General features: G+C 66.0%; 15 protein-coding genes. 7 read left to right on the top strand and 8 right to left on the bottom strand.

All coding sequences use genetic code 11. The annotated features are described in order from the left end of the window. Positions 1-74: 74 nt before the first annotated feature. Complete coding sequence (locus tag GGC65_RS13810) at positions 75-698, top strand: HAD-IA family hydrolase (RefSeq protein WP_192647703.1); 624 nt, start codon at positions 75-77, stop codon at positions 696-698. A 13-nt stretch (positions 699-711) separates the two neighbouring features. Here the strand turns inward: GGC65_RS13810 and GGC65_RS13805 are convergent, their stop codons facing one another. Beyond that, a complete protein-coding gene (locus GGC65_RS13805; RefSeq protein ID WP_192647702.1) occupies positions 712-1,674 on the bottom strand; it encodes a patatin-like phospholipase family protein in 963 nt (320 codons plus the stop codon). 163 nt (positions 1,675-1,837) lie between these two features. Between GGC65_RS13805 and GGC65_RS13800 the strand changes: the two genes are divergently transcribed. Genes GGC65_RS13800 through GGC65_RS13790 form a run of 3 tightly spaced genes read left to right on the top strand, consistent with a single transcriptional unit; the run spans position 1,838 to position 5,698 of the window. Next, the gene (locus tag GGC65_RS13800) at positions 1,838-3,373 is read left to right on the top strand and encodes an NAD(P)/FAD-dependent oxidoreductase (protein ID WP_192647701.1); all 1,536 of its coding nucleotides are present in this window, start codon (positions 1,838-1,840) and stop codon (positions 3,371-3,373) included. A 25-nt stretch (positions 3,374-3,398) separates the two neighbouring features. Further along, positions 3,399-3,830: a GtrA family protein gene (locus GGC65_RS13795; RefSeq protein ID WP_192647700.1), complete on the top strand. Its 432-nt coding sequence runs from the start codon at positions 3,399-3,401 to the stop codon at positions 3,828-3,830. Beyond that, the gene (locus GGC65_RS13790; RefSeq protein WP_192647699.1) at positions 3,827-5,698 is read left to right on the top strand and encodes a hypothetical protein; all 1,872 of its coding nucleotides are present in this window, start codon (positions 3,827-3,829) and stop codon (positions 5,696-5,698) included. The genes GGC65_RS13795 and GGC65_RS13790 overlap by 4 nt, the downstream gene beginning before the upstream one ends. Positions 5,699-5,702: 4 nt before the next feature. Here the strand turns inward: GGC65_RS13790 and msrB are convergent, their stop codons facing one another. The 4 genes from msrB to GGC65_RS13770 form a co-directional block, all read right to left on the bottom strand. Further along, positions 5,703-6,125 (bottom strand): peptide-methionine (R)-S-oxide reductase MsrB, encoded by a 423-nt coding sequence (gene msrB / locus GGC65_RS13785; RefSeq protein ID WP_413052753.1) that lies wholly within the window; start codon positions 6,123-6,125, stop codon positions 5,703-5,705. Positions 6,126-6,231: 106 nt separating this feature from the next. Beyond that, positions 6,232-7,467: a cytochrome P450 gene (locus GGC65_RS13780; protein ID WP_192647697.1), complete on the bottom strand. Its 1,236-nt coding sequence runs from the start codon at positions 7,465-7,467 to the stop codon at positions 6,232-6,234. 87 nt (positions 7,468-7,554) lie between these two features. Then, entirely contained in the window at positions 7,555-8,844 is a 1,290-nt protein-coding gene (locus GGC65_RS13775) for an ABC transporter permease (RefSeq protein WP_192647696.1), read from the bottom strand. After that, the gene (locus GGC65_RS13770) at positions 8,841-9,815 is read right to left on the bottom strand and encodes an ABC transporter ATP-binding protein (RefSeq protein ID WP_192647695.1); all 975 of its coding nucleotides are present in this window, start codon (positions 9,813-9,815) and stop codon (positions 8,841-8,843) included. Before GGC65_RS13770 ends, GGC65_RS13775 begins: the two co-directional genes overlap by 4 nt. Positions 9,816-9,864: 49 nt before the next feature. On the opposite strand from GGC65_RS13770, the gene queG reads away from it, so the two are divergent. Further along, positions 9,865-10,929, top strand: a complete 1,065-nt coding sequence (gene queG / locus GGC65_RS13765; protein WP_192647694.1) for a tRNA epoxyqueuosine(34) reductase QueG — start codon at positions 9,865-9,867, stop codon at positions 10,927-10,929. A gap of 2 nt (positions 10,930-10,931) precedes the next feature. On the opposite strand, the gene GGC65_RS13760 is transcribed toward queG, so the two are convergent. Continuing rightward, positions 10,932-11,309: a hypothetical protein gene (locus tag GGC65_RS13760; protein WP_192647693.1), complete on the bottom strand. Its 378-nt coding sequence runs from the start codon at positions 11,307-11,309 to the stop codon at positions 10,932-10,934. After that, positions 11,306-11,989 carry an EI24 domain-containing protein gene (locus tag GGC65_RS13755; RefSeq protein ID WP_192647692.1) on the bottom strand — a complete coding sequence of 228 codons (684 nt, stop codon included), beginning with the start codon at positions 11,987-11,989 and terminating at the stop codon, positions 11,306-11,308. Before GGC65_RS13755 ends, GGC65_RS13760 begins: the two co-directional genes overlap by 4 nt. A 111-nt stretch (positions 11,990-12,100) precedes the next feature. On the opposite strand from GGC65_RS13755, the gene GGC65_RS13750 reads away from it, so the two are divergent. Continuing rightward, a complete protein-coding gene (locus GGC65_RS13750; protein ID WP_192647691.1) occupies positions 12,101-13,099 on the top strand; it encodes an adenosine kinase in 999 nt (332 codons plus the stop codon). A 57-nt stretch (positions 13,100-13,156) separates the two neighbouring features. Next, positions 13,157-13,414, top strand: coding sequence for a hypothetical protein (locus GGC65_RS13745; protein WP_192647690.1), 258 nt, complete (start codon positions 13,157-13,159; stop codon positions 13,412-13,414). A gap of 2 nt (positions 13,415-13,416) precedes the next feature. Here the strand turns inward: GGC65_RS13745 and GGC65_RS13740 are convergent, their stop codons facing one another. Continuing rightward, positions 13,417-14,946, bottom strand: coding sequence for a lipopolysaccharide biosynthesis protein (locus GGC65_RS13740; RefSeq protein ID WP_192647689.1), 1,530 nt, complete (start codon positions 14,944-14,946; stop codon positions 13,417-13,419). Positions 14,947-15,017 lie beyond the last annotated feature (71 nt).

Raw genomic sequence — 15,017 nt, 5'->3', positions numbered from 1 at the left:
AGGGGTTAGGAGGGCGCCGAACCCGGCGACGAAGCGCTCGCCGGATTCCGTACCCATCAAGGATGACCCGGGAAATGACAAGCAAGACAACCCCGCCGTTGCGGTTCGGTGGCCGGGACTATGCCGCCTTCCTGTTCGACATGGACGGTACGATGATCGACTCGACGCGCGTCGCCGAACGGATCTGGGGCGACTGGGCGGAGCGCAACGGCGCCGATGCCGCCGCCTTGCTCGCCGCGGTACACGGCGTGCGCGCCGTCGATACGATCCGCCGTTTCGCGCGCGAGGGAACCGATATCGAAGCGGAGGCCGTTCGTCTGACCGAGGCCGAAATCGCCGCGGTCGATGGAATCTTGCCTGTTCCCGGAATCGAAGCGTTTGTTGCGGCGCTGCCCGCCGAACGGTGGGCCGTGGTGACTTCGGCGCCGCGCGCGTTGGCCGAGGCGCGGTTTCGCGCCGCCGGGCTGCCGGTGCCCGAAACGATGGTCGCCGCCGAGGATGTGCGGCACGGCAAGCCCGATCCCGAAGGTTATCTTAAGGCCGCCGCTTTGCTGGGCGTCGCCATTGGCGAATGCCTCGTGTTCGAGGATGCGCCCGCGGGTATCGCGGCGGCGCAGGCGGCGGGTGCCGATGTCGTGGTAGTCGGCGGCCAGGTCGACGCCGATGGCTGCGTCGCGGCGATCGCGGATTACCGTTGAGCAGCGCGTAAGATCAGCTCAGCAGTGGCTCCAGCGCATCCCATTCGCGGTCGACCGCGCGGCGGCCGGCGTCGATTGCCGCGCGGATCTTCGCCGGATCGAATTCGAGCGTTTCGGCGACCTCCTCTTCGGGTTCGATAATGCGGATCGGCGCGAAGCGGTAGCGCGCGATCTGGACGTCGAGCGGGCGGAGGATGCGCGCGGCCTGCGCGCCGCCGATGCCTTCGCTTTGCAGCGCGCGAAGCTGGCCCTCGCGTGCGGCGATCAGGTCGTTGATGAGCGCCGCACCGGCCAGATCGTTCGCCGAAACCTCGGATTGCAATATATCGACGGCGCGCAGCCCGATCTTTATGAGGTTGGGGAAGGTGCGCACCGGGCCCGGATGTGGCGCGGGCGAGGCGCGCACTGCGATCACGCCGCGTGGGTTCATTTCGAGCGCGGCGCTGAGCGGGGTCACGTCGCGTACCCCGCCGTCGACCCATTGTTCCTCGGTCCCGTCGCTTGCGCGCGTTTTGAGTGGATCGAAGAAGAGTGGCATCGCGCAGCTGGCGTAGACCCAATTGTGAATGCCCGGCACGCTCTCGTCGATCGTGCGAAAACTGCCGGTGCCGAGATTGACGACGCCGAGCAGCAGCTTGCGCCCGCTCGCGCGCAGTTTCGCGTCGTTCGCGAAGCCTTTCAGCAGCCGTTTGAGCGGCGCGGTGTCGTAGAGTGCATCCTCGCCGAGCAGCCCGCCGACGACGCCTAGCGGGCGCGATTTATAAATGGAGCTGTTGCCGCGGATGGCTAGCCAAGTGTCGAGCAGCGCAGGAATATCATCCTGCGCCACCCCCAGCGCCTGGATCGCGCCGGTTGATACGCCCGCGACGATGTCGAGCCGGACGCCGCGATTGACGACGAGTTCGTGGACGACGCCGACCTGAAACGCGCCCTTCGCGCCGCCGCCGCTCAATACGATTGCCAGACCGCCTGCCATGCCGTGCGCCTCCTTGGCCACGCTGGTTTTACAGCAAAATGGGCCGCTTCCCAAGGCGCGAAGCCGCGTTTTCAGCAGAATCACGAAGCCGCATTAACCACTTTTTATCCATGATTGGCCACAGGGGTAGCGAGCAAGAATTTGCCTGTGGGGAAACATCATAATGTCCGAAGCTTTTGGTTCGAAAAGCCGCCCGACGAGTGCCGACGTCGCCATCATCGGCGCGGGCCCGGCGGGATTGACCGCCGCCTATCAGCTGACCCAGCAGGGTTACAGCGTAACGGTGATCGAAAAGGATCCGACCTATGTCGGCGGGATCAGCCGGACGGTCGAGCATGAGGGCTTTCGCTTCGATATCGGCGGGCATCGCTTTTTCTCGAAGAGCCGCGAGGTCGTCGACCTGTGGAACGAGATCCTTCCCGACGATTTCATCGAACGCCCGCGGATGAGCCGCATCTATTATGAGGGCAAATTCTATTCCTATCCGCTGCGCGCCTTCGAGGCGCTGTGGAACCTCGGCATCTTTCGTTCGACGTTGTGCATGGTGAGCTATGCGCAGGCGAAGCTGTTTCCGAACAAGACGGTCCGCAGTTTCGAAGACTGGACGATCAACCAGTTCGGACGGAAGCTCTATTCGATCTTTTTCAAGACCTATACCGAGAAGGTGTGGGGCATGCCGTGCGACGAAATGTCGGCCGACTGGGCGGCGCAGCGCATCAAGGGGCTTTCGCTCGGCGGCGCGGTGATCGACGGGCTGAAGCGCAGCCTTGGGCTCAACAAGCGCCCGAACGACGGCATGGCGACCAAGACCCTGCTCGAAACCTTCCGCTATCCGCGGCTTGGTCCCGGCATGATGTGGGAAGCGGCGCGCGACAAGGTCGTCGCGGGCGGCAACCATGTGCTGATGGGCCACAGCTTCAAACAGCTGACGCAGGATCAGAGGACGGGCCGCTGGCGGATGACCGCGACCGGCCCCGACGGCGATATCGTGATTGACGCCGGCCATGTCATCAGCTCGGCGCCGATGCGCGAGCTCGCGGCACGCATCCATCCGCTGCCGGCGTGCGCGCTGAACGCCGCGCCGAACCTCAAATATCGCGACTTTCTGACCGTCGCGCTCAAGATTCGCTCGGAAGACCTGTTCCCCGACAACTGGATCTATATCCACGACAGCAAGGTGAAGGTCGGGCGGGTGCAGAATTTCCGCAGCTGGTCGCCCGAAATGGTGCCCGATCCCGAACTCGCGTGCGTCGGGCTCGAATATTTCTGTTTCGAGGGCGACGGGCTATGGTCGGCGAGTGACGAGCAACTCGTCGCGCTCGCGACCACGGAAATGGAAATCCTCGGCCTGTGCGATCCCGAAGATGTCGTCGGCGGCGCCGTGGTGCGGCAGGAAAAGGCCTATCCGGTATACGACGACGATTATGCCAAGCATGTCGAGACGATGCGCAGCGAACTCGAGGCGCGTTATCCGACGCTGCACATGGTCGGGCGCAACGGGATGCATCGCTATAACAACCAGGATCATGCGATGATGACCGCGATGCTGACGGTGCGGAACATCGTCGCGGGCGAAAAACTCTATGATATCTGGGGCGTCAACGAAGATGCCGAATATCATGAGAGCGGGACCGAGGGCGAGCAGGCCGCGCTGGCGTCGGTTCGCGAGGTGCCCACGCGCGTGGCAAAGGCTGCCTGAGGATCTGGCCGGGGGGATCGGCGCCATGCTTCCAGTCACCAAATTGATCGCGTCGGTACGGCGCGGCGAGATACGCTGGATCAACTATTTGCTCGCGAGCGGGCTCGCGCTGGGCAGCGATGCGGGACTGTTCCTGTTGCTGCTCGACGCCGGCATGTCACCGGTCATGGCCTCTGCGACCGGCTATTGCGCCGGAATCCTCGTGCACTGGATGGTGTCGAGCCGGCTCGTCTTTGCCGACGGCGCGGCGGCGCGCGGCACGGGTGAGCGCCATCGCCAGAAATTGCTCTTCGTCGGATCGGCGCTCGTCGGGTTGGCGGTGACGACCGCGATCGTCGGCGGGGGCAGCGCGCTGGGGCTCGACCCGCGGCTCGCCAAGCTTGCGGCGATCGTCGTGAGTTTCCAGACCACCTATTTGCTGCGCCGCCATATCGTCTTCCGGGCCGCGGCGGCATGATCGACGCGTCCGCGCTTCCCGCGGGCGGCGCGGCGCCTCCTGATACGGCATCCGCGCCGGGCGGCATCGTCCTCGGCGCGTGGTTCACGCCGGTGCGGATCGCGCTGATCATCTGGGGCGCGATGAGCCTGATTGCGATCATCGCCAAATGGCACGCGATCGGCATGCTCGATCTGCCGGATACCGACGACGCGATGCGCATGGCGCAGGTGCGCGACCTTCTCGCCGGGCAGGGCTGGTGGGACCTTTCGCAATATCGCGTCAATGCGGCGGGTGGCGGGGTGCTGATGCACTGGTCGCGCATCGTCGATGCGCCGCTGGCGGTCGGCATCCTGTTGCTGAAACCGTTGTTCGGGCAAGTGATGGCCGAACGGATCGTGATGGCGCTGTGGCCGCCGCTGCTCGGCGCCGCGCTCAGCGTCGCGTGCGTGGTCGGCTATCGCGGCCTGTCGGACCGGCGGATCGCCTATGTCGTGCCGCTCTTCCTGATCATGTCCGGATATATCCTCGTGCAGTTCCGCCCGCTTCGGGTCGATCATCATGGCTGGCAGATATTTTTCGCGATGCTGATCATGATGCAGGCGCTTCGCCCGGCAACGTGGCGGGCGGGTCTGCTCGGCGGATTTTTCGGCGCGGCGCTGCTCGCGATATCGATCGAAGGATTGCCGATCGTCGCGCTCTTCGCCGGGCTTGCCGCGCTGCGCTGGGCGCTCCACGGGCGTGCGGAGGATCGCGCGCGGCTCTGCGGTTATATGGGCGCGCTCGCGGGCGGGGCCTTGCTGCTCCAGTTTGCGACGCGCGGCCCTGCGGGGCTGCTCGGCAATTGGTGCGATGCGCTTTCGGCGCCCTATATGGCGGCGTTCGCCGCCGCCGCCGCCGTCGTTTTTGCGGCGGCGCGGGCGAACTCCGGCCAGCTGTGGATCCGTTTCCTTCTGCTCGGACTGGCCGGCGTGTCGGCGGCGGGCGCGCTGGTGTGGACCGAACCACAATGTGCGAACGGCCCCTTTGCCACGCTCGATCCGATCGTCGTGAAATATTGGTACCTCCACGTTCTCGAAGGCCAGCCGGTGTGGGTGTCGAAGCCCCAGGATGCGATCCATGTCATCCTGCCGTCGCTTGTCGGTCTCGCGGGAGCATTGCTCGCGTGGCGGGGCTGCGCCGCGGTCGAGGACCGCCGCAACTGGGCTACGATCATCGTCGCTTTGATCGGAGCGGCCGTCTTGTCGCTATTCGTCCTGCGCAGCGCGTCGACCGCGCATCTCTTCGCTCTGCCCGGTTGCGCCTGGCTTGGCCTTCGCGCCTGGGCGCGGGCACGGACGATCGCCTCGACGGTTCCGCGCATCCTCGCATCGGTGATGGCCGCGCTGACCCTGCCGCTACTCGGCAGTTTGGCGGTCGTAGGGGCGCTCGAGGTGGCCGTTCCTTCGTTGAAAGGCGAGGCGGATAAGACAGAAATGGCGGAAGCCGCCAATCCCTATACGGCGAATTGCCTCGACCCCGCTGCCATCGCGGGGCTTGGCCAATTGCCGCCGACGACGATTCTCACTCCGATCGACTTGGGTGCGCCGGTTCTTTTCTGGACGCGCCACAGCCTAGTCGCGACCCCGCATCACCGCAACAAGGAGGCGATGGCCGATACGATCCGCGTCTTTGCGGGCGATCCCGGTCAGGCCGAGGCGCTGGTTCGCAAGCAGAAGGCGACGCTGATCGTCTTTTGCCGCACCGCCAACGACTTTTCCAAATATCGCCAGGCGCGAAAGGATGGGCTTGCGGCAGAGCTTTATGCCGGAACGCCGCCCGACTGGCTCGAAGCGATGCCGATCGCGTCGCGCGCCGGGCTGTCGGTGTGGCGGGTGAAGCCCGAGTAAGCCGTCAGGCGGGGCGGAAGGTCAGCGCCGCGCCATTCATGCAGTAACGCTTGCCCGTCGGTTTCGGCCCGTCGTTGAAGACATGGCCGAGATGGCCGCCGCAGCGTTTGCAATGCACTTCGGTGCGTGCATAGCCGAGCTCATGGTCGGTCGAGGTGCCGATGCCGCCCTTCAGAGGGGCCCAGAAGCTGGGCCAGCCGGTGCCGCTATCGAACTTGGTCTTGCTCGAATAGAGCGGCAGCGCGCAGCCGGCGCAGTCGAAGATGCCCGCGCGCTTTTCCTTGTCGAGCGGGCTGGTGAAGGGGCGTTCGGTCGCGGCTTCGCGCAATACACGATATTGCAGCGGCGACAGGCGCGACTTCCATTGGGCGTCGGACAGTTGCCAGCCGGGCTGCGCCTTCGGACGCGACGATTTGGCGAAGAGCATCGGTGCGCCGATGATGGCGCCGCCGAGCGCAAGTCCGCCGAGGATGTGACGACGTTCGATCATATCACCAATACGTGTGCCGCACCCAGCGAGTTACAAGGGTGTGTCAATATTTCTCGATCGTCACGGGCAGCGCGCGGAAGCCGTGGACGAAGCAGGCGTGGACACGTTCGGGCGTGCCGGTGACCGTGACGCGCATCCGCCGCGCCGCCATTTCCTCGAGAAGGATGCGCAGCTGCAATTCGGCAAGCCGCGCGCCGACGCAGCGGTGGACGCCATAGCCGAAGGAGAGGTGCCGCCGCGCGTTCTCGCGGTCGAGCTTCAATGCGTCGCCGTCGTCGAACACGCTCTCATCGCGGTTGGCCGACAGATACCAAAGGATGAGCTTGTCGCCCTTTTTGATCTGATGCCCGAACAGTTCGGCGTCTTCGAGCGCGGTGCGGCGCATATGCGCGAGCGGGGTCTGCCAGCGGATGATCTCGCTGACCGCATTGGGGATCAGCGACGGATCGGCCTCCAGCTTCGCGCGCTGCTCGGGGAATTTGTCGAGGCCATAGGCGAGCCCCGACATGGTATTGCGCGTCGTGTCGTTGCCACCGACGATCAGCAGGACGAGGTTTCCGATGAACTCATATTTGTCCATGTTCCGCATCGCTTCGCTGTGCAGCATCATCGAGAGCAGATCGGGCGTCGGCGGCTGGTCGAGCTTTTCCATCCACAATTTCTGGAAATAGACGAAAGCCTCTTCGAGTACCGCGCGACGCTGTTCCTTGAGCTCCGGCTTTTGCGCGAGCTCGACGTCGCCCATCCAGTCGGACCATTCGGTGAGCTTGCGGCGGTCTTCCCACGGGAAATCGAAGAGCAGCGCGAGCATCTGCGTCGTCAGTTCCATCGACACGCGGTCGACCCAGTCGAATTCACTGTTCCACGGCAGGCCGTCGAGCACCTCGCCGGTGCGGTTGCGAATATCCTCCGACAGGCGCGTCATTTCGGCAGGCGTAAAGGCGGGGGCGACGGTACGGCGCTGGTCGGTGTGCTGCGGCCGGTCCATCGCGATGAACATCGGCAGGCGGAAATCCTCATCCTCGTCGCGTTCGAGGATCGTGATCCCGCCATATTCCCACGATGAACTGTAGATGTCGGGCAACGCCTCGACATGCTGGATCGCCTGGTGGCTCGCGATATTCCAATAAGGGCCGTGGACGCTGTCCTCGCATTTGACGATGCCGCCGAGCCTGCGGATCTCGGCAAAGGGCTCCTGCCAGCGATCGTCTGAATAGATGGCGGCGGGGCTCATATCATGAGCGTATGAAACAGTCTGGGGCTGGGCTGCAGTCGCCATCGGGCATCCTCTCTTCGCAGGAGACTCGCCGCGACGCTTGCCGCCGTCGGCGAAATCAGTTGCAGAATGCCACTGCTAACAGCTTTGTCAATGACGGTCGGCGGCGGCCGTCGCGGCGTTCGCAGCAGCGGCCGCACCGCGGCGCCAGAATTTCCAGTTGCCGCCACCGCTGAGCACGCCCGCGCGGAACAGTCGCACCGACAGGAAGATGACGAGCGCGACCCAGATCGCCTGCCAGCTGAGCGCGAGTAGATGGACCGCCTTCGCATCGTCGGTCGCGGCGCGTGCCGCCATCGCCAGCGGCGAAGAGAAGGGGAATATCTGTGCAAAGGTCGCAAGACCGCTGTCGGGCGCGGTCGCGGCGGCGGTCGAGAGGCTGAACATGCCGACCTGGAAGATCGTGATCGGCAGGCTGAGCATCTGGATCTCGCGGACCGTGCCCGCCTGCGCGCCGACGCCGAGGAACACGGCGCCGAGCAGCAGGAAGGAGAGGATGAAATAGATAAAGCCGATGCCGAGGAAGAAGGGCCAGCCCGTCGCGGGGGAGGACGCCAGCGCAGCGGCGGCCTTGCTCGCCCCTCCCGCGGCGGTAAGCGTCGCCGGGTCCGACAGCATCGCGGTGATCAATCCGCCGCCCATCGCCATCGCGATCCAGAAGGCGATGAAGAGAATGGCGACCCCGAGAAATCCCAAGAGCTTGCCAAGGAAGACGCTTTCGAGCGGGACGGCGGCGGCAAGGATTTCGATGACTTTGTTGCCCTTTTCCTCGGCGAGCGAACTCACCGTCTGGCCCGCGAGGAGCAGGGTCAGGAGAAAGATGATAAAAACCGCGCCGAAGCCGAGCGACTGCTGCACCGCGATGCTGGTACCGCCGCGCCGGATGCTTTCGAAGCGGGGCTTTACCGGGGCGACATCGCCGGCGGCGCGGTCGCGCAGCACTTGGTTCGCGAGCAGTGCAAGATAGCGCCCCGAGCTGCCCTCGGCGTTACGCTCGACAATGCGCGGGCTTTCGAGCGCGCCGCTCATCACCGCATAGGTGTCGGTGCCCTTCTCGCGCGTGATCGCGAGCGGGTCGGGCGCGTCGGGTCCGGCGATCCGGAATAAGAGCGGCGGCGGCGCTTCGCCGCGCTTGAAGGCATCGCGAAGCCGGAGATCGGCCGCCTGCAGCGCCTCGATGTCCGACGCGTCGGCGATCACGACGATGCGGCCGGCACCGCGCGCACTGTCGGCAAGCTGTGACGCGCCCATGCCGCCGGCGAGTCCCATCGCGACCATGAACAGCGGGGCGAGCAGAAAGAGAAGGAAGGTCGGGGTCGCGACGATTGCGAGAAAGTCGCGCCGCGCAACAACGAACATGCTGCGAATGAACGGGGTCATGCGCTGGCCTCCTCTACGGCATCTTCGGTGGCATCGGCGTCGAACCCCGCATCGACCTGGCGGACGATATGGACAAAGGCGTCGTGCAGCGCCGGGCGGCTGATCGACAGGCCGGTGACGCCATGACCGCTCGCGGTGATGCGCGCGAGCAAAGGTTCGACGTCGGCGTCCTGAATCGCGAAGTGCCACGCGTCGCCGCGCAGTTCCGCGCCCGCCGGGAGGTTGGCGGCGACGGTGGCGGGATCGCCGGCGGTCCGCGGCGTGTAACGCACCTGCATCGGCAGCAGCGCGCGCGCCTCATCGACGGTGCCCTCGAAGCGGCGTGCCGAGCGCGCGATGATCGCGATGCGGTCGCAGAGGCGCTCGGCATGCGCCATGACATGCGTCGAAAAAAGGATCGTCGCGCCGCGGTCGCGTTCGCGCCGCACCAGCATTTCGAGCCGCTCCTGATTGACCGGGTCGAGCCCCGAAAAGGGTTCGTCTAGGACAATGAGGTCGGGGGCATGGACGATCGAGCCGATCAGCTGGATCATCTGCGCCATGCCCTTCGACATCTTGCGGATCTTGGTGTCGATGACGCGTTCGAGCCCGAGTTCGGTCATAAACGCTGCGGCACGCCGGCGCCCCTCCGACCAGTCGAGCCCGCGCAGCGCGCCCATGAAGGCGATCGCCTCGCGTGCCTTCATCCCCGGATAGAGGCCGCGTTCCTCGGGAAGATAGCCGATGCGGTGCCGCACCGCCTGCGGCCGCTGTCCGCCGAAGAGCCGGCTCGACCCTTCATCGGGGTCGATGATGCCGAGCGTCATGCGCAGGCTGGTCGTCTTGCCCGCACCATTCGGGCCGAGCACGCCATAGATGCTGCCGGTCGGCACCGCGAGGCTGACATCGTCGACCGCCTTGTAATCGCCGAAATATTTGGTGAGGCCATTCGCCTCGACGCTGAAATCGCTCAAACCCGGGTCCCCAATCATCCGCCATGCAAGCTATGGCACGGCGAGGTCGCTCGCGTATAGAGCGCCAATGGTTGCAGAAGCCTTGCCTGTTGGAACGCCTCCTCTGGAAGAGCGTCTCGAAGCGGTCGCGCGTGAGCATGGATTCGCGGCGTTCGGCATAGCGCGCGCCGATGCGGCGCCTGAGACCGCAGCGCGGCTGAACCAATGGCTCGCCGAGGGGCGCCACGGCGACATGATCTGGATGGAAAGCCGCGCCGAGCAACGCGGTTCGCCCAAGGGACTGTGGCCGGAGGTCCGATCGGTAGTCGCGCTCGGCATGAGTTACGCCCCCGCGCTCGATCCGCTCGCGCTGGCGGAGCACCCCGACCGCGGACGGATTTCGGTCTATGCGCAGGGCGGCGACTATCACGACATCGTCAAAAGGGCGCTGAAGGCGGTCGCGCGCTGGCTCGTCGCCGAGGTGAAGGACGCCGAGGTCAAGGTGTTCGTCGACACCGCGCCGGTGATGGAAAAGCCGCTCTCGGCGGCGGCGGGGCTCGGCTGGCAGGGCAAGCACACCAATCTCGTCAGCCGCGACCATGGCAGCTGGCTGTTCCTTGGCGCGATCTACACGACGCTCGATCTCGCGCCGTCGACGCCGGGGCGCGATACGTGCGGCAGTTGTTCGGCGTGCCAGGATGCGTGCCCGACACAGGCTTTTCCTGCGCCGTACCGGCTCGATGCGCGGCGCTGCATCTCCTACCTGACGATCGAGCATAATGGCCCGATCCCCGTCGCGCTGAGGCGCGGGATCGGCAACCGAATCTATGGCTGCGACGATTGCCTTGCGGCGTGTCCGTGGAACAAATTCGCCGAAACCGCGCGGGCGCACCGCGCGTTCCTGCCGCGCGCCGAACTCGCGGCGCCGTCGCTGTCCGACCTGCTGGCGCTCGACGATGCCGATTTCCGGCAGGTCTTCGCGGGCTCGCCGATCAAACGGATCGGGCGCGGGCGCATGGTGCGCAACGCCGCGATCGCTGCGGGAAACAGCGGCGATGTACGGTTCGTGCCGGTGCTCGAACGACTGGCGAGCGATGAGTCGCCGATGGTCGCCGATGCCGCCTTATGGGCGCTCGCCGAACTGACGTCCTGACGTCAACGCTGGAGCGACTGGGCGCAGCTGTTCACGTCGGCATTGCGGCCGTCGGGCGTGCGCGCGTCGACATGCGTTGCCACGGGGTTGGCGCCCGCGCGCGGGGCGTAGAAATAGACATCGAGGGTGCAGTTCGACCCGGCGAATTGCAACTTGCGCCCGGCACCCTCGGTGACGTCGAGTCGCGGCTTGCCGAACATGCGGCCGACGGCGTCGGCGCTGTTGCCGATCAGGGCATTATTCTGGACGGGCTTGACGACCGTCGTCGGTTGCTGGGCGGCGGGCGGGGGTGTCGAGGGGCGCGGGATCGCGGGGCCGGCGCACGCGCCGAGCGTCAAGGCGAGACCGGCGATAGCGGCCAGGCGGCGGTTTTCGATCATCTTTTCTGGTCCCCATTGCTGAGATGCAGCATGTGCACGGCCATAGCCGCGCTCAATATCGGCGCCAACAAATTGGCGATGGGCACCACAAAGCTTGCGGCAGACAGCAGCCCCATCGACCAGCGCGCGGGGCGGTCGAGCCGCTGCCGGTCCGGATGGCGCGCGAGAACCATTGCCTCGAGGTCGCGGCCGAGCAGCAGCGCGTTGACGAGCAGCGCGAAGATCGGCGTGCCGATCCCCGTGACGAGCAGCAGGATATAAATGGGCAGCGCGAGCAGGTTGCCGCCGATCAGCCGCACCAGCGACGCGAGCGCGAGGCGGATATTCTGGCGCCAGCCGACATCGACCGCCCGCGCCGCCGCGGCGGGATAATGGCGTCCCTCGACATCGGCGACGATTCCGTCGGCGAACAGGCCGACGACGACGATCGCGACGGCGCGAAACAGCAACCAGCTGCCGGCGACGATCGCGAGGACGATCACGAGGCCCGCCATGTCGAGCTGCGCTTCGTCGAGCCATTGCCAGTGCGCGAGCCCCCAGCGCGCCGCGAAGAAGATCGCGGCGCCCGAGACGGCGAGGAGCAGCAGCGTGAGCGCAAGGCTTTGCGCGAGCACGCGCAGCACGCGGGGGTTCGGCAAGTCCCTGAGCGCGAGGAGGAAAGCGTGAACGGCGCGGGCCATGGGGCCAAGGGATGGTAGGCCGGCGGGCGCGGGTCAAGCGTTATGCTTGCCTTGGCGTGCGCCGCCGCCTAAGGCGCGCGGCAGCTTTTTCCACGCATCACAGGATATTTCATGGCCTCCACCGCCCGTTTCGACGTTGTAGCCATCGGCAACGCCATCGTCGATGTTCTCGCCCGCGCCGACGATGCGCTGATCACTGCCGAAGGCCTGACCAAGGGGTCGATGCGGCTGATCGACGCCGAGGAGGCCGAACGGCTGTACGCGGCGATGGGGCCTGCGGTCGAAGTGTCGGGTGGTTCGGCCGCCAATACGCTCGCGGGCATGGCGGCGCTCGGTGAACGCTGTGCCTTTATTGGCCAGGTCGCCGACGATCAGCTCGGCCATGTCTTCACGCACGACCTGCGCGCGCTCGGTGTTGCTTATGAAACCCCGGCGCTCAAGGAGGGCGCGCCGACCGCGCGCTGCCTGATCCTCGTCACCCCCGACGGCCAGCGCACGATGAACACTTTTCTCGGCGCGAGCCACCTGCTCGAGCAACGCATGATCGACGAGGCGTGGATCGCCGATTCGGAAATCCTCTATCTCGAAGGCTATCTGTGGGATCCGGAACTGTCGCGCGCTGCGATGCGCCGCGCGATCGACGTCTCGCGGAGTGCCGGGCGCAAGGTCGCTTTCACCCTGTCCGACGCGTTCATCATCGACCGCCACGGCGAGGATTTCCGTAAGCTGATCGGCGAGGGGCTGTTCGACATTCTCTTCGCGAACGAGGTCGAGATTTGCGCGCTCGCCGAAACCGAGGATTTCGAAGCGGCCGTCGCGAAGATCGCGCCGCAGGTACCGCTGCTGATCGTCACGCGCGGCTCGCATGGTGCGATCGCGCTGACGGGTGGCGAGCGCACCGAAGTCGGCGCCGAACCAATCGAAACGGTGGTCGACACGACCGGCGCGGGCGACCTGTTCGCGGCCGGATTCCTGTCGGGTCTCGCCGAAGGGCGTCCGATCAAGGATTGCCTGACGATGGGCGCGGTTTGTGCACGCGAGATCATCGCGCAGGTTGGCCCGCGCGCGCAGACCGACCTCAAGGCGAAGGTCGCCGAACGGCTGGGATAGGAACTTTCATCGGCACCGGGCGTCCTATGCCGCATCACAGGCATGGGAGTTTTCTTTATGGCCGATGAAATCCACACCACGCGCGACCCCGACGGGACGACTCATACCACCACGGTTATCGACCGCGAGCCGCGTCGCGGCGGGGGGATCGGCTTTGGCCTGATCTTCCTTGTCGCGATCCTGATTGCGGCCTTTTTCGCCTTCCAGTTCCTAGCCAACAACAAGGCGCAAAGCGGTGCGATTGCCGAGGCGGCGCAAAAGGTCGGGGATGCTGCCGAAGATGTCGGCGACGCGGCGCAGAAAGCCGTCGAGTAGAATCAGCTGGCGGGGGCTGCGGCAGGTTCGGGATGTTTCCGGAACAACTCGCGGTCGGCCGGGCCGAAACCGCGTGTCCAGATCAGCCAGCCATAGACCCCGAGGATGAAGGGCACGCCGATGAGCAGTTCGGCCCATTCGGGAAGCTGCGTCGCGCCATAGCCGAGCACCGTCGCGCCGGCGGTTGCCCAGACGAGCGCCCAGCGCAGGCTGTTCACCGGCGCATCGAGGATGCGCGCGAGCAGGCGTGCCTTGACCAGCGACGCGAATCCGAGCGCGAGCATCAATGCCAGCGCGACCGCGCCCGCGTAGTAGATCGGCGGCAGACCCATCGATTTCGCGATCAGGATCAGCGCGACGCTGAGCCCCGCCTGTAACGCGAGCGTGGCGATGCTGATCAAGAGGTTGCGATGGCGCGCGACATAGACGAGCGCCGCCTCGCTGACGACCGCGGTCGCGGCGACAACCTCGGCAGCGAGCAGGAAGGCGAGCGCGGCGGTGCCGCTGACGAATTCGGGACCGACAAGGCCCATCACTGCCTCGCCCGGGATGCCCAGCGCGAGCGCTACGCCGGCCTGCGCGGCGATGATCCAGAAACCGACCTGACTCACTTGCGCTGCCACGGCGGCAAGCCGCTTTTCGGCGAGGTTGCGCGTGATCACGGGGCCGAGGATCGGCTCGAAGCTGGTCTTGAGCTTCTGCGGCAGCGAGGCGACCTGCTGCGCCATATAATAAATGCCGTAGATCGTCGGCGAGGTGAACTGGCCGAGGATGAAAAGGTCGAGGCGGCGCGTCCCCCATTCGATTGCATCGGCGGCCGCGAGCGGTGCGTTGCGCCGCGCAACTTTGACGAGATGCGCAGGGTGCGGCTGCCAGCCGTGCGGGCCGCCATAGTGACGCAGCATCGGGATCAGCGCGGTGAGGAACGCGCCGAGCATCGCGGCGGCATAGGAGAGCATCAGCCCGTCGCGCGCCGATACGAACCAGAATCCGGCGGCGGCCGCGCTGATAACCCACGGTTCGACGACCGCGCGGGCGCGCACGGTGGCGCCGACATCGAATTTATAGGCGCAGGCGGCGAGCGCGATATCGGTCCCCGCGATCGCGAAGACGAGAAAGGCCATCCAGCGATCGGCGCTGTCGATGCCGCCCGAAGGGAACATGAGCTGAGGGAAGAGGGCGAGCAGCAGCGATCCGGCGGCCGACGCGAGGAAGGCGACGAACATGCCGTCCCACACGACGGTGCGCTGGTCGGCGCCGGGCGCGCTGAGCTGTTCGGCGAGGCCGCGCTTGAGCCCCAGCGTCGCGAGCTGCGCGACAAGTTCGATGACGAGCACAGCAAAGGCGAAGCGCCCGACCGCTTCGGGTCCGTACCAGCGGCCTGCGACATAGAGGAAGGGCAGGCGGGCGACGAGGCGGAGGATGAATCCGAAGAAATTGGTACGTCCGCCCTTGGCGAGCGCGGCGGTGTCGGCATCGCGCGACGGAGCTTCGGGCGCCGCGGGCGCGGCTGCGCTATCGGTGTGGCTCAAGCCTGGCGCCCCTTCTGCTTTGCCCTGATGCGCAGTCTAGCGTGGTCGAGGGAGGCAGGCAATTGGTCGAA

The sequence above is a fragment of the Sphingopyxis sp. OAS728 genome (assembly GCF_014873485.1).
GTDB lineage: Bacteria > Pseudomonadota > Alphaproteobacteria > Sphingomonadales > Sphingomonadaceae > Sphingopyxis.
This window is presented reverse-complemented; position numbering and strand designations above follow the sequence as displayed.

What these genes read in the sequence shown, in the direction of transcription:
- GGC65_RS13745 (WP_192647690.1), top strand. Translation starts at nt 13,157, where the DNA reads ATGGCCGATGAAATCCACACCACGCGCGACCCCGACGGGACGACTCAT.
- GGC65_RS13770 (WP_192647695.1), bottom strand. Translation starts at nt 9,815, where the DNA reads ATGATTGGGGACCCGGGTTTGAGCGATTTCAGCGTCGAGGCGAATGGC.
- GGC65_RS13750 (WP_192647691.1), top strand. Translation starts at nt 12,101, where the DNA reads ATGGCCTCCACCGCCCGTTTCGACGTTGTAGCCATCGGCAACGCCATC.
- GGC65_RS13755 (WP_192647692.1), bottom strand. Translation starts at nt 11,989, where the DNA reads ATGGCCCGCGCCGTTCACGCTTTCCTCCTCGCGCTCAGGGACTTGCCG.
- GGC65_RS13805 (WP_192647702.1), bottom strand. Translation starts at nt 1,674, where the DNA reads ATGGCAGGCGGTCTGGCAATCGTATTGAGCGGCGGCGGCGCGAAGGGC.
- GGC65_RS13810 (WP_192647703.1), top strand. Translation starts at nt 75, where the DNA reads ATGACAAGCAAGACAACCCCGCCGTTGCGGTTCGGTGGCCGGGACTAT.
- GGC65_RS13775 (WP_192647696.1), bottom strand. Translation starts at nt 8,844, where the DNA reads ATGACCCCGTTCATTCGCAGCATGTTCGTTGTTGCGCGGCGCGACTTT.
- queG (WP_192647694.1), top strand. Translation starts at nt 9,865, where the DNA reads ATGGTTGCAGAAGCCTTGCCTGTTGGAACGCCTCCTCTGGAAGAGCGT.
- GGC65_RS13800 (WP_192647701.1), top strand. Translation starts at nt 1,838, where the DNA reads ATGTCCGAAGCTTTTGGTTCGAAAAGCCGCCCGACGAGTGCCGACGTC.
- GGC65_RS13795 (WP_192647700.1), top strand. Translation starts at nt 3,399, where the DNA reads ATGCTTCCAGTCACCAAATTGATCGCGTCGGTACGGCGCGGCGAGATA.
- GGC65_RS13780 (WP_192647697.1), bottom strand. Translation starts at nt 7,467, where the DNA reads ATGGCGACTGCAGCCCAGCCCCAGACTGTTTCATACGCTCATGATATG.
- msrB (WP_413052753.1), bottom strand. Translation starts at nt 6,125, where the DNA reads ATGCTCTTCGCCAAATCGTCGCGTCCGAAGGCGCAGCCCGGCTGGCAA.
- GGC65_RS13790 (WP_192647699.1), top strand. Translation starts at nt 3,827, where the DNA reads ATGATCGACGCGTCCGCGCTTCCCGCGGGCGGCGCGGCGCCTCCTGAT.
- GGC65_RS13760 (WP_192647693.1), bottom strand. Translation starts at nt 11,309, where the DNA reads ATGATCGAAAACCGCCGCCTGGCCGCTATCGCCGGTCTCGCCTTGACG.